Here is a 13,114-nt window from a genome sequence, read left to right on the forward strand (position 1 = left end):
GTTAAATAAAAGTATGAAATTATTGTCTGCCCGAGTTATTTAAATTCGGGTTAATATTTACCTGGTTTAAAGGATAAGGGAAATACTGATCACGAGGCATGACAATTGTTGGTGTTTTGTTGATGCGTTTCAGATACCCGTTTACAATAGGTTCATATTTACCAAAACGTATTAAATCGGCTCTTCTTTTGCCTTCATAAAACAATTCCCAGCCACGTTCCTGCAAAAGTGCATCTTTTAATGTGGTTTGGTTATAGTTGGCCGCAACCAATAGTTTGGCATGCGATCTGCCTTTTACCTGGTTAATCAGGTCGATACATTCGGTAGTCGGCCCGCTTAATTCGTTAATGGCTTCCGCCCTGCTCAGCAATACATCGGCATAGCGCAAAATGTTTACACTATGGCCATCGTAATAAGTATTTGCACCATTTGGGTCCGCATATTTTGCTGTAGCCACATCCTGCATATAAAATACCCCGGCTGGTGGCGTGGCGCCCAATGACGGAGCTTGTTTGTACACCAATTTATCAACCCCGGTATACTCAGCAAAAAAGAGTTTTTTTCTGTCATCAGCTGCATCGAAACTGTTGTAAAAATCCCAGGTTACCGCATAATACTGCCATCTGTCGGTTAAAACCGGATGGTTTGATGGCCCAAAGTGATTTAACAATTCTGTTCCATTCACATTGGCATCGCTTAATACGGAGAAAATATTCTCTTCACACCATTGATTACTCTCAGCAAAAAGGCCAGCATAAGATGGATAAAGCGAATACACTTTTAAATCCATTACCTGTTTGGTTAGATCGACTACTTTTTGCCATTGGTGCTGGCGCAGGTATAGTTTAGCTAACAAAGTAAGTGCGGCGCCTTTGGTTGCCCTTCCAACATCGTTACTTGCATATATCGAATTGTTGGCATAGTTTACTGGTAATGCATTTGCAGCAGCTTGTAAATCGTTTATTAGAAAAGCTTCAATCTGATCAAGCGGGGTCAAAGTTGCTCTTTTTGTATAATCCGGATTTGCAAGGTCTTTTTCAGTAGCTAAAATTACCGGTCCCCAGGCATCGGTTAAATCCATATAAGCTACTGCCCTTAAAAATTTAATTTCGGCAAGGAACTGATCTTTTTCTGCCTGTGAAAGGCTGGTCATGGGGCTGATATTGAAAATAGCGTTGTTCGCATTCGAAATCAGCTTGTATATCTGTCTCCAGTCCTCAGCAATCAATCCATTTGCCGAGTTCCATTGTATATTGGAAAGTTGGCCCGGATCACCACTGTAGCTACAATGTCCAACATCGGTAGTTAAATCGGTTAACGCAAAATGCCTAACCGTCCAGTAATCAAAATTGTCACCAACAGATGGGCCTTTTAACCTGGCATACACTGCATTTACTGCCGCTATAGCATCCGATTTGGTTCTAAAAGCGTTGGTATTGGTTAAACTACTGTAGACAACTGGCTCTAAATCTTTTTTACAAGAAAACTGCAAAAGCACAACTGCAGCAATCGCTATAATAATTTTATATCTTTTCATCTCTTTATCTTGATTAATCCTTATCAGTAGGATAGTATTAGTTGATGGTTAATTTTACGCCTGCCGAAAATGTCCTGAAAGCCGGGAATGCATTAAAATCTATTCCGCCACCAAAGTTGCTTCCCGAGTGTGAGTTTACTTCAGGATCAGTTCCAGTATAATTGGTAATAGTGAATAGGTTCTGCGCCTCAGCGTATACTTTTAGTCCCTTTATTACTTTAAGGCGATCGAACAATTTTGAAGGCACGGTATAACCAAACGAAACCGATTTTAACCTCACATACGAGGCATCTTCAACAAAACGAGAGTTTACGTAACTGCCATAGGTACTTAAAAAATAGCCTTCGCGTGGAACATCTGTATTTTCATTAACACCAGCCACAAATCTGTTTAAAGCATCGGCTCCAGTAGTAGATTCTAAAACCAACCTATTCATATTATACAGAGAGTAGCCAAAAGCACCTTGAAAGAAAATATTTAGGTCAAATCCTTTATAGTGAAAATCGTTACCTAAACCCATGCTATAGCGTGGGGTCGAATTGCCCAAAAACGTCATGTCATCTGGTGTAATTTTACCATCTCCATTGGTATCTTGATATTTTGGGTCGCCGGGTTTTGAATTAGGCTGTGGGGCATAGGTCTCTCCGGTTTTCAGTACACCTGCATACACATAACCGAATAACTCACCAAGTTCCCGTCCAGGCATAACCCTCGAAAACTCGCGGCCTGAAACAGTACCACTAGGGTTAGCCGTATTCACAGAAATTTGGTTGATTGGCCCTAACGACAATACTTTCTGACGGTTTAATGCAATATTAAAATTCGAATTCCAGGTAAAATTATCTGTACGGATATTTACTGTATTTAGTAAAAATTCAACACCTCTATTTTGAATTAAGCCTGCATTTATGGTCTGATTACTAAAACCCCAATACTGTTCAATTGGAATGTTATTCAACAAATCGCTTGTCTTTTTAGCATAAACATCTATTGTTGCATTAATCCGGCCATTTAAAAAGCCCATATCCAAACCAATATTAAACTGCCTTGTAGTTTCCCAGCCTAAATAAGGATTTGGCAGCGTTCTAGGCTCCGTTCCTACTTGTAGTGGCCCTCCGGGGTTTAGTACAGTGCTATAAATACTGAAAGTTGGTAATGCCAGATAGTTCATAACCCGGTCATTACCAGTAAGGCCGTAGCTTGCTCTCAATTTTAAATTAGAGAATGTACTTAAGTTTTTGATAAATTCTTCATCAGTAAATTTATAAGCAATAGAACCTGCCGGGAAACGAGCAATCCGCTTCTCCGTTCCAAACTTTGATGAACCATCTGCCCTATAAGTAAAAGCTACTAAAAGTTTATCTTTATATGAATAATTTAACCTACCATAGATCGAATTAAAAGTAGCCTGTTCTTTAAAACTATTATAACCATTACCTAAGTTAGATATAGTAACACCTGAACCATTTGGCGTGGATCCTGCTCCCAGATTATAGAACAAAAATGCATCACTAGGAAACCCTTTACTACCAGCGGCTATATAATCATTTACATCCTTCTGTTTTGAAAATCCAAATAATGCAGTAAAATCATGGTCTGCAATTTTATACTTATAAGTTAAGTAATTCTCTACCAGCCACCTAAAAGTAGTTGAGCTTTTTTGTGCAGCTATTCCCCATTCACAGCTCCTGCAGTTAGCGTTCTCGGAATATATTGTCCTTCATTAAGATTGGTATATTCTGCACCGCCCCCTAAATGATAGGTTAAGCCTTTAATGATTTCATAATCCAATGATATATTTGCATTAGCTAATTTATTGGTACTGGTATTGGTAGGTTCGAGTAAACTAGCCAATGGGTTGTTTTTACCCTGGTAACGGAAATAAGTTCCATCGGCATTGTACACCGGGATATTTGGCATTGCTGTTAACAAGCCAAACAATGGCGCAGTAATATCTGCTGAGTACGATTGTTGAAATAATTTAGAGGTTGAGCCATAAAAATTAGCACCTAGCTTTAACCTTTCGTTAAGGCTTTTTTCGGCTCCAATCCTGGCAGTATATTTCTCCAATCCGGTTCCTTTTAAAACACCTTTCTGATTAATGTAGTTACCTGATACATACAGTTTAGAGTTTTGATCGCCACTGCTGATACTTAAGCTCCTGTTATGAACTGAGGCTTGTTGCGTAGCTTCTTCCAACCAATTGGTATTAGCAATTGAAAAAGATGGCGGAAATAAAACTGGCTTACCATCTTCAATAGCTGTAGCATTTTGAATAGCAGTATATTGCTGACCGTTTAACAACGTTGGTTTATAGGTTAAATATTGCGTACCGTTCGATAGATCCAAATCAATGGCTACCCTACCTGCTTTACCTTTTTTAGTAGTGATTAAAACTACTCCGTTACCACCCCTCGCGCCATAAATGGCAGCCGATGAGGCATCCTTTAAAATCTGGATGTCTTCAATATCATTCGGGTTAATGGTACTTCCGTTATCAGAAATAAAACCATCTACAACATACAGCGGACTATTTGTTGTGTTAATGGAGTTACCACCTCTCACTGTAATCTGCATACCTGCACCCGGCGCAAAACTTGTTTGTTGTACCTGCACACCCGCAGCCTTACCTTGAATGGCCTGCCCGATGTTGGACGTAGTGCCACCTAAGTTCAGGTCATCACTTTTAATCGAACTGATAGAACCTGTTAAATCCGTTTTCCGTTGGGTACCATAACCCACAACTACTACTTCATTTAACTTATTGAGGTCTTCTTCTAAATTTACATTTACTACATTTGAAGCTCCAATGGTTACTTTTTGTGTTTTGTAACCGACTAAAGTAAAGTTTAAAACACGTAATTTTCCTTTTAAGGTTAATGTAAACTTACCATTGGGATCGACCGATGTTCCGTTCTTCACATCGGTTTCCGTTACCGATGTTCCAACCGCTGGCAGGCCTTTTTCGTCTTTCACGGTACCAGTTACTACAGTTTGTGCACTGGCAGCAATGGGAATGAGTAAAAACAGACAACAATAAATATTTTTTAAAAGTGCGTTAAAAAGAGTGCGTCTTTTTATAGGAATGCTCTCCCTATAATGAGCTGTGGTTTGTTTGTAAATTTTAGTCATGATGATTCGTTTGATAGTTGATAGCAAGCAAGGAGCAACGACTATTGTTTCTTGCATATATAATATTAGCAATTAAACAATTCACTTGCACAGCAAAACACTGCGCAATCGATTGACTAAGTAGACTAAAGACTATGAACGATCACATGAATCCCGAAAATAGACTCCTTAAGTCCTCGTTTTCAGGGATGAACAGATCAAATAACGGGGCCGATGCGGAGGCTAATCTCATTAAATAAGCGCTCCATACTTTCAACCGCACTTTCAGTATTGGTTTTGAGAATTAAATTGGCATTGGATGAAGGCTCGAACTTAGCGCTTACACCTGTAAAATTTGGGATTAAATTCTGTCTGGCATCTCTGTACAAACCTTTCACATCCCTTTCTTTGCAAACGTTTAAAGGGCAATCGATAAAAACCTCGAAATAACGTTCGCCAATAATTTCGGCCGCCAGAGTCCTTTGGGCACTCATTGGAGTAATAAAGGAGCAGATTGTTATAATATTATTATTCAGCATCAGTTTGGCTATTTCCGCAGCCCTTCTGATATTCTCGGTTCGATCTTGTTCGCTAAACCCCAAATCTTTATTTATACCTTCTCTCAACGCGTCTCCATCAAGTGCAACAGAGAAAAACCCCGCTGCTTTTAATTTCTCGCTTAATAAGGTTGAAATGGTTGTTTTTCCTGAACCTGATAGACCAAATAACCATATTACCAGTCCGTTTTGGGCTGAAACTCCAGCTTGTTGATCAGGCGTTGTTTGTTGAGGCATGAATTAGGATATTAGCTTTTAAAATTAATCAACTTTACACAAGAAACCTTCGTTTAGCAACGATTCTTTATTGTACAGTATAGGTTTTCCTGATAATGTGTTGATGTTGCAACCACTGAACAGGATGATGGCATGGCCAGCTGCTGTATCCCATTCCATAGTTGGGCCTGTTCTTAAATAAATTTGTGCCTTACCTTCGGCCAAAAGACAAAATTTTAAGGAACTACCAACCGCAACGAAGTTTGTAACGGGATATTGGCTTAAGATTTCTTTTTCTTTGCCATCGGCATGCGATCGGCTTACTGCAGCCGTCCAAGTGGTGGTATTTATTGACTTAATTTGTTTCGGCGTTTCTCCAGGCAGTTGTTTCCAGCTTCCAATAGTTTCGCTACCGTAATATAATGTGTTTTGAACGGGAATATAAATCACCCCTAAAACCGGTGTCTGCCCCTTAATGAGCGCAATATTTACCGTAAATTCTCCATTTTTTTTGATAAACTCTTTTGTCCCATCCAAGGGATCAACGCACCAAAAAAAATCGTAGTCTTTACGGTCCTCATAGGGTATGCTTTTCCCCTCTTCGGATATAATTGGAATTGCCGGATATAGTTTTTTCAACCCCACGCAAATAATATCGTTTGCCATTTTATCGGCAATGGTTAGGGGTGATGCGTCGCTTTTGGTTTCTACTTCAAAACCTTCTTCGCGGTTATACACCGTTAAAATTGCTTCACCTGCCGCCACAGCAATGCCCAATATTGCCTGCATATCGATATTTTCGCTAATATTACTTTGCATTTAGTGCTGATTTTGTATTTTTTATTCGTTTTAAAATTTCCAGCTGTGGGTTCCGTTTATCCAGATCAGATTGACGGGCATTTTCCATAAAACGCTTCTTCATTTGATCGTTTTCGTCATTAAAAAATATAATATCTTCTTCGTGGATAAATTGTCCCTTAACTGAAGGATTTATTAAACTATAGCCCAGGGTTGTTAAAGTTTCTTGGTTGATTAACTCAAATATATTGATTTCTTTGGCACTAAGTTCTTTCAAAAACTTTCGGCTATTGTCTTTAATAATGGGTTTAGCTAAATTCTCCCACATTTCGCCTGCGTTGGCTGTGGCCAGCGATTCTTTTGATTGATGAAAATCCAGCATACTTTCAAAATAATCAATTTCCAGAAAATGGCATAGCTTTTTGATTATAGCTTCAGGATTAGCAATCAGTTCCTCGTAATTTAAAGCAAAAAAGCGTGCAGGTTCAATTTGTTTTGATAACTCGATGCAAGCTGTTTGATCTTTAAACCATTGCTGCGCCAAATGATAAATGTGCTTTTCGCCAACAATTGCTTTTTTAAATGACAAGGCTACATCGCGTCCATCCCGATACAAATAAATGTACTTAAGTTTGGGCGAATATTTTTCCAGCTCGTTGGCATAATGTACGTTGGCCATACTTTTGCAACACCAATATTTCGCGTTTTTCGATCGGGCTACAGATTCGTATATCAACCGGTTAATTTCGAATAAGCTTTGTTCTTTCGAGTTTTCATAAATCCAATTTTTATCCAGTTCAACACCATCCCACGGCACGGGATTGGCATTTACATAGTCTACCACATCGCTTACCAGCTCCTGATATCTTTCAGCGTTTAAAGGTGTATATAAATTTAACAGGGGCACGAAGGTGACTAAAATATGAGGAGGGTGGGGTGAAGCAATTTCATCCGACTGATCTAAAATCACCCTCAACAGATTAGAGCCCGATCTTTGTGTACCAATTATCTGAATACCTACTGGGTTGGAAATATTGTTCATGAAATAAAAGTGCTTAAAATTCCGAAAAGGATTGAGCCAAGTATTAAATATACCGGACTTAATTTATACTTAGTGCTCAGTACAAATGCAATAATACAAATTACACCTACTAATATCGTTCTGGGCTGCATCAATAATATTTTAAATGCAGAAGAAATGATCAGGCCAATTACCACCACTTTAATGCCAGATATCATGCTTTTAATTAGCGGATGATCTTTGGTACGGTTAAAAATCTTAGAAACCATAATCATTAAGGCCGCAGCAGGCAAAAACATACAGCAAGTGGCCAATAATGCACCAGAGAAGCCCGCCAGCTTATAACCAATAAATGTAGAACTAACTAAAATGGGTCCGGGAGTGACCTGACTAAAAGCAATGGCATCAATAAATTGTTTATCGGTAAGCCAGTTTAAATCTTTAACAAAGAGCGACTGCATAATTGGGATAATGACGTAGCCGCCACCAAACAGGGAAATACTAATGCCAGAAAAAACTGTCCCGATTTTAAAAAAAATACTGGAATAGCCCTTAAAAAAACCGCTTACAAACAAAATCTGGTTGATTAACAAAACGATAAGTACAGACAATGAAACTGTACTTAACCGCAGTTTATATTTCATTTTCAAGTTGCCTGCAATTTCGCGGTAGTTATTTTTTTCCTTATCGATAAAAAGACCAACAGTAGCTCCAACCAGCATCAAAACAAGAGTTAAAACATAACTACCAATAATTAAATCGAGTGCTACAGCAAATATAAAAAGTGCAATTTTACTATAGTTGAGTGCTATTTCTTTACGGAATAACTGTAAACCTGTAGAAAAAATAATGATGCCAATGGTTGCACCAACGTACTTCATAACAGCGGTCCACTCTATTTTAAAACCACTTGAAAAGTATACATAAGCCAAACATAGTATCAGGATACAGGCTGGTAACAACACTGCAAAAATACTTACAACAGCGCCCAATTTACCTTTTAACGTATAACCGATATTGGCAACAACGTTTACTGCGAGCGGCCCGGGCATAAAGGAAGCTACCGTTATACTATCCAGCACTTGCTCATTGTCGATAGTTTTATCCTGCTCCACCATAATGCGCTGGATTAAAGACACCAGTGCCATATGCCCCCAAAACTTACACAGCCAATTTTAAAAAAGGTAAAAAAGAGGTATCTCAGTGTTATTGCCTCCCTGGTTAAACCTCCCTGTACCGATAGCTCCATATTTCTTTTTTAAGGTTAGCCTGATATTCTTTTTTATATGCTGATCAAAAAAACGGCAATTCGTTCGGGATTGGCTATGATTTACAATCGCGGTTTTTCAGTACCCTAATTTATGGCTTTTGGTGCGTAATAAAGCGTTAAAATATTACGCAAACGTTTGACTAAAAGTCTGTATTTTTTAAATTTTATCTAATATGCTTAAAAAAGCCAAATAAGTCTGAAACAACGATTTGATGAATGTTTAGTTCATGTATTTCTTCAACTGCTTTTTTGAACTGATTTATGATACAAAGCAGCTGAATTAGCTGAAATGAAGTACTGAACAAACGTTTGTGTTAAATTTTATAATTTCTTATAAAATGGTTAACCAAAGCAAGAAAGTATGTTAAAGCAACCCCTTCATCATGATAACTTTTGCTCCTGGATTTGGCAGCTAACAAAAAAGCCTTCCAGATTTACCTGAAAGACTTTCTTATTTTTTTAAGCTTTAGCTATTTTTTTCGTCTGCTTTTTATGATGATGGTGTTTATGGCCTTTTTTGGTTTGCGATTTTTCGGTACCGGTTTTTGCCGGAGTGGTGGTTTGAGCGCTTACGGTGTTAATGGTAAAAGCGGCTACTAATGCGATTACTAAAACTTTAATTGCTTTCATTTTTAATTGATTAATGATGAATAAACCTTGTTATTTTGTTTATTAAATCTCGAAAATCAATATGAAGATTTTATGAACTAAGGCAGATCGAAAGCGAATGTATAATTCAATCTTTTTCCACTTAACACATATTCGGAAACTACTTTTCCCTCAACCAGGATTTTGTATTCTGCCCTGGATTCTGATTTGGATTTTGCTAATGTTTCGAGCTGGACATGGGTACCGGATTTTAGAGTAAAGGTCTTCTGCCAACTACCTGTTACATTTTCCTGTTCTACCAGTTTTCCATTATCACCAGTATAAATTGCGTTTCCGGTTAAGCGTTGCCCAAAATTGGCCTGATAAACTACAGTGTAACTTTCCCGTTTTGGAATATCTAATTTACCTTTCGACATAGAATGGTTCGAAGTCATAACCAGGCAGCTGCTCAAAGTAAGCGTGAGCAAAAAACAATAGAAAATATTTTTCATATAATAAGGTTTAGAACAAGATGACGACGATTTTAAAAAAAGGGTTGCAGACAATAATTTTGAATGGGAGAATTTTGATGGATTGAATAAACAACATTCACTCATTCCATCACTCAATCATTCAAAATTCAATTATCTACACAAAAGTATCCAGATATAAATCTTCTACTTTTTTACGTGCCCAGGGCATTCTTCTTAAAAATTTCAAGCTCGATTTGATGCTTTGGTTATTATTAAAGCAATCAATCCTGATGAGTGATCCCAGTTTTTCCCATCCATAATGTGCCTGAAGATCGGTTACAATTTTTTCTAAAGTAATACCATGTAAGGGATTGTTTTTTTGCTGTTCGGCCATTGGGCAAAGTTAAGGCAAAATTATTGAGGTTTATACTGTGCCATCCAAACATTCGCACCACCACAATCCGGGTCGTTCACCTGATGCAGAAGCACTACAAACTGATTGGCTCGCAGCAACGAGTGGTATTCTGCCGTATCTAATGATGCATGGAACAGGTTTTCTCCTCCATTCATGCCCCAGGCTTCTCCGCTTTCGGTACCAGAGGTAAACAACAAAATACCATCTGGGTTCAGGTGATCTTTGAAAACTTTGAACATGGCGGGCTGATCTGCTGCAGGCAAATGAAAGAAACTATGCCAGGCAATAACAACATCAAATTTTTCATCCAAATGTAACCCGCGCATATCATGTAGTATCAATCGGGTACCGGGGAAATTAGCCCGGGCCAATTCAATCATCTTTTCGCTTCCATCGATGCCCAAAACATTTACATTGTGGTTAATGAAATATTCTAATATGGGTTTTCCGGTACCGCAGCCTACATCCAACATGCTGGCATTTGGTGGAAGTTGTTCAATTATTGGGGCCAAATAAACGCGTTCCACCGAATCGGCATAGCGGTTTTCGGCAAACCAATCGCCTATTTTATTGTATACCTGATAAACGTTTTTGCGTTCTCCGTTTTCCATCAGTTTAGCCTATTGCAGTTGCATCAATTTCAATTAACATCCCTTTTAATGCCAAACGTTGTATCGGAATAAGTGTATTTACCGGAAATTTTAAGTCAGGCCATATTTTAGTCGATTCTTCAATCAATACCTGATGTTTCTCATCATCGTAATCTACCACCAAAGTGCTGAGCTTAGCAATATTTTCCATTTTTAAACCTTTGCTAGCTAATGCAATGGCTATATTTTCGAAAACAATGGATACCTGCGTTCTGAAATCGGCACTTAAAATGCCATCAATCCTGCTACCGCCTTGTCCGGCAACAAATACCAGCTGGCTCCAGGCCGGAACTGCGGCAACATGCGAGTAGCCATGCGGGCGGGGATCATAAATTCCTTCGGGATTGGTTATTTCTAATAATGAAGTGCTCATAAGTATAATTTTATTGCTAAGCTAAGCGATATAACAGATTAATCCGTCGGTACTTTGCAATAAAAAAAGCCTCCAGATCTTCAGGACCGGGAGGCTTTTTGTGGATAGCAACAGCTTAATTACCTGTGGCTGTCCAGGTATTGTTATCCGGGTTCGAATCTGGCAATACTTTATTTGGATCTAAAGTTACCGATTCTATTGCTTCAGTTGTTGGGTAACGCACCAACCAACTGGTGTTTTTCATCCAAACATCAACAGGTACTTTTACGATATCTGTTTTACCGCTTTTGGTTTTAATCTGCAGAATGATTGGCATTGGCATTTTCTCGAGGTTTACCACTTTAATGTTATAACCTGTTATTTTATCGCCATCTTTAACGGCTTCAACAGTTGTAATGCCCTGATCCATTTTCCAACTGTTTAACCACCAGCTTCTCCAGAACCAGGCTAAATCTTCGCCTGCGCCGTTTTCCATTGAGCGGAAGAAATCGAAAGGTGTTGGATGTTTAAATGCCCAGTTTTTAATGTACTGGCGGAAAGCATAATCGAAACGGTCTTCACCTAAAATCTGGTTTCTTAAAATATCTAAGCCCCAACCCGGTTTGCTGTACAGGTTAACACCAATATTGCGTTCGGCCATTCCATCAGGCATTAGCATAATATTTTCGAAAATCGGATTACCGATCACATTCTTACCAATTCTATTTAAATCAGTTGGTGCACTGGCATACTCTCCATTATTGAAGCTGCTTTTAGAAATACCATTGATGAAGGTATTAAAGCCTTCATCCATCCAGCCATATTTGCGCTCGTTCGAACCTACAATCATCGGGAACCAGGTATGGCCAAATTCATGGTCAATTACACCCCAGGCACTTCCTTTTTTAGCTTTCCAACCACAAAACACAATACCCGGATATTCCATACCACCAATGTTGGTTGCTACGTTAACGGCCATTGGATACGGGTATTCGAACCATTTTGATGAATAATGTTCGATTGTAGATTTTACATATTCTACACCACGGCCGTAACCATCAACACCATTACTTTCAACCGGCTGTGCCGAAACAGCTAAACCTGTTTTACCGCTTGGCAGTTTATATCTTGCAGCATCTAAAACAAAAGATTTTGATGAAGCCCAGGCTGCATCGCGTGCATTTATGATTTTAAATTTCCAGGTTAATTTATCTTTCGCCGGGCGGGATGCCGGATCTGTAACCTCAGCTTCTGTACGGATATGCACAGTAGCATCGCTCGTTTTAGCTGCATTCCACCTTTGTAATTGCGTTGGTGTAAAAACTTCAGATGGATTTAACAACTCGCCAGAGCCCATAACGATGTGGCTTGCCGGAGCAGTAATGGCAAAATTGATATCGCCATACTCACAGTAAAACTCACCTCCGCCCCAGTAAGGCAAAGTATTCCAGCCAATTACGTCATCATACACCGACATGCGTGGAAACCATTGTGCAATGGCAAAAATTTCACCATTTTTTGTAGTTAAATGTCCGGTTCTGTCCGATCCTTCTTTAGGTACGATATACGAATAATCCATTTTAATGGTTACGATATCGCCATTTGGAGCCATTGGCTGATCTAAACGAATCTGCATACGGGTATCTTCTACCAAAGAAGTAAATTTTACTGCAGCAGCTTTTTGCGACACGGTGATGTTCTGGATTTTATAGCCGCCATCAAATTTTTCGCCTTGCGCACCATAACGGCTACGCGAAGGGGTAATGGCATAACCTCGAGAAGTTTCTTTAAAGGTGTTCTGATCTAACTGCAACCACAAATAAGGCAATTTATCGGGACTATTATTTTTATAGGTAATGGTTACTGTTCCGCTAACCGTGTTTTTAGTTTCATCGAGATTGGCGGTAATATTATAATCTACACGGTTTTGCCAGTACTTAGGACCTGGTGCACCGATAGCTGATCGGAATTCATTTCCGTTTTGAGTATAAAATAGTGGTCCAAATGCCTCAGCTGGGTTATAATTGCTGGTTGGCGCAGGGCTGGTAGCCTGTTGGGCTGAAGCTGAAAAAGCAAAAGCACAACAAACCACACAAAATGTAAATAGTTTATTCATATTCATGATA

At 38.9% G+C, this 13,114-nt stretch carries 13 protein-coding genes; all 13 read right to left on the bottom strand.

What is annotated here, in order from left to right:
* Nucleotides 1–19: 19 nt before the first annotated feature.
* The 13 genes from G7074_RS05795 to G7074_RS05855 all read right to left on the bottom strand — a co-directional run bounded on the left by G7074_RS05795 (nt 20) and on the right by G7074_RS05855 (nt 13,104).
* Nucleotides 20–1,537 carry a RagB/SusD family nutrient uptake outer membrane protein gene (locus G7074_RS05795; RefSeq protein WP_166207367.1) on the bottom strand — a complete coding sequence of 506 codons (1,518 nt, stop codon included), beginning with the start codon at nt 1,535–1,537 and terminating at the stop codon, nt 20–22.
* A 37-nt stretch (nt 1,538–1,574) separates the two neighbouring features.
* Nucleotides 1,575–3,251, bottom strand: a complete 1,677-nt coding sequence (locus tag G7074_RS27545) for a SusC/RagA family TonB-linked outer membrane protein (protein WP_166212343.1) — start codon at nt 3,249–3,251, stop codon at nt 1,575–1,577.
* Nucleotides 3,206–4,669, bottom strand: coding sequence for a SusC/RagA family TonB-linked outer membrane protein (locus tag G7074_RS27550; RefSeq protein ID WP_166207370.1), 1,464 nt, complete (start codon nt 4,667–4,669; stop codon nt 3,206–3,208). The genes G7074_RS27545 and G7074_RS27550 overlap by 46 nt, the downstream gene beginning before the upstream one ends.
* A gap of 197 nt (nt 4,670–4,866) precedes the next feature.
* Nucleotides 4,867–5,442: an adenylyl-sulfate kinase gene (gene cysC / locus G7074_RS05810; protein ID WP_124561677.1), complete on the bottom strand. Its 576-nt coding sequence runs from the start codon at nt 5,440–5,442 to the stop codon at nt 4,867–4,869.
* 24 nt (nt 5,443–5,466) lie between these two features.
* Complete coding sequence (gene cysQ / locus G7074_RS05815; protein WP_205944162.1) at nt 5,467–6,240, bottom strand: 3'(2'),5'-bisphosphate nucleotidase CysQ; 774 nt, start codon at nt 6,238–6,240, stop codon at nt 5,467–5,469.
* Complete coding sequence (locus G7074_RS05820) at nt 6,230–7,261, bottom strand: sulfotransferase (protein WP_124561676.1); 1,032 nt, start codon at nt 7,259–7,261, stop codon at nt 6,230–6,232. The genes cysQ and G7074_RS05820 overlap by 11 nt, the downstream gene beginning before the upstream one ends.
* Complete coding sequence (chrA, locus tag G7074_RS05825) at nt 7,258–8,388, bottom strand: chromate efflux transporter (protein ID WP_166207373.1); 1,131 nt, start codon at nt 8,386–8,388, stop codon at nt 7,258–7,260. Before chrA ends, G7074_RS05820 begins: the two co-directional genes overlap by 4 nt.
* 581 nt (nt 8,389–8,969) lie before the next feature.
* On the bottom strand, nt 8,970–9,140 hold the full coding sequence (locus tag G7074_RS05830; RefSeq protein ID WP_158674095.1) for a hypothetical protein: 171 nt from the start codon (nt 9,138–9,140) through the stop codon (nt 8,970–8,972).
* A 77-nt stretch (nt 9,141–9,217) separates the two neighbouring features.
* Entirely contained in the window at nt 9,218–9,610 is a 393-nt protein-coding gene (locus G7074_RS05835) for a hypothetical protein (RefSeq protein ID WP_124561674.1), read from the bottom strand.
* 136 nt (nt 9,611–9,746) lie between these two features.
* Nucleotides 9,747–9,965, bottom strand: a complete 219-nt coding sequence (locus G7074_RS05840) for a VF530 family DNA-binding protein (protein WP_124561673.1) — start codon at nt 9,963–9,965, stop codon at nt 9,747–9,749.
* A 20-nt stretch (nt 9,966–9,985) separates the two neighbouring features.
* Nucleotides 9,986–10,597 (bottom strand): trans-aconitate 2-methyltransferase, encoded by a 612-nt coding sequence (locus tag G7074_RS05845; RefSeq protein ID WP_124561672.1) that lies wholly within the window; start codon nt 10,595–10,597, stop codon nt 9,986–9,988.
* A gap of 4 nt (nt 10,598–10,601) precedes the next feature.
* A complete protein-coding gene (locus G7074_RS05850) occupies nt 10,602–11,009 on the bottom strand; it encodes a RidA family protein (protein WP_124561671.1) in 408 nt (135 codons plus the stop codon).
* 115 nt (nt 11,010–11,124) lie between these two features.
* On the bottom strand, nt 11,125–13,104 hold the full coding sequence (locus tag G7074_RS05855) for a M1 family metallopeptidase (RefSeq protein ID WP_166207376.1): 1,980 nt from the start codon (nt 13,102–13,104) through the stop codon (nt 11,125–11,127).
* Between the last annotated feature and the right edge of the window lie 10 nt (nt 13,105–13,114).

This window comes from Pedobacter sp. HDW13 (assembly GCF_011303555.1).
In the GTDB taxonomy this organism is placed as follows: Bacteria; Bacteroidota; Bacteroidia; order Sphingobacteriales; family Sphingobacteriaceae; genus Pedobacter.

Bases quoted from the DNA above. Each gene is read 5' to 3' on its own strand.
- G7074_RS05795 (WP_166207367.1), bottom strand. From the start codon at position 1,537: ATGAAAAGATATAAAATTATTATAGCGATTGCTGCAGTTGTGCTTTTG.
- G7074_RS27550 (WP_166207370.1), bottom strand. From the start codon at position 4,669: ATGACTAAAATTTACAAACAAACCACAGCTCATTATAGGGAGAGCATT.
- cysC (WP_124561677.1), bottom strand. From the start codon at position 5,442: ATGCCTCAACAAACAACGCCTGATCAACAAGCTGGAGTTTCAGCCCAA.
- cysQ (WP_205944162.1), bottom strand. From the start codon at position 6,240: ATGCAAAGTAATATTAGCGAAAATATCGATATGCAGGCAATATTGGGC.
- G7074_RS05820 (WP_124561676.1), bottom strand. From the start codon at position 7,261: ATGAACAATATTTCCAACCCAGTAGGTATTCAGATAATTGGTACACAA.
- chrA (WP_166207373.1), bottom strand. From the start codon at position 8,388: ATGGCACTGGTGTCTTTAATCCAGCGCATTATGGTGGAGCAGGATAAA.
- G7074_RS05830 (WP_158674095.1), bottom strand. From the start codon at position 9,140: ATGAAAGCAATTAAAGTTTTAGTAATCGCATTAGTAGCCGCTTTTACC.
- G7074_RS05835 (WP_124561674.1), bottom strand. From the start codon at position 9,610: ATGAAAAATATTTTCTATTGTTTTTTGCTCACGCTTACTTTGAGCAGC.
- G7074_RS05840 (WP_124561673.1), bottom strand. From the start codon at position 9,965: ATGGCCGAACAGCAAAAAAACAATCCCTTACATGGTATTACTTTAGAA.
- G7074_RS05845 (WP_124561672.1), bottom strand. From the start codon at position 10,597: ATGGAAAACGGAGAACGCAAAAACGTTTATCAGGTATACAATAAAATA.
- G7074_RS05850 (WP_124561671.1), bottom strand. From the start codon at position 11,009: ATGAGCACTTCATTATTAGAAATAACCAATCCCGAAGGAATTTATGAT.
- G7074_RS05855 (WP_166207376.1), bottom strand. From the start codon at position 13,104: ATGAATAAACTATTTACATTTTGTGTGGTTTGTTGTGCTTTTGCTTTT.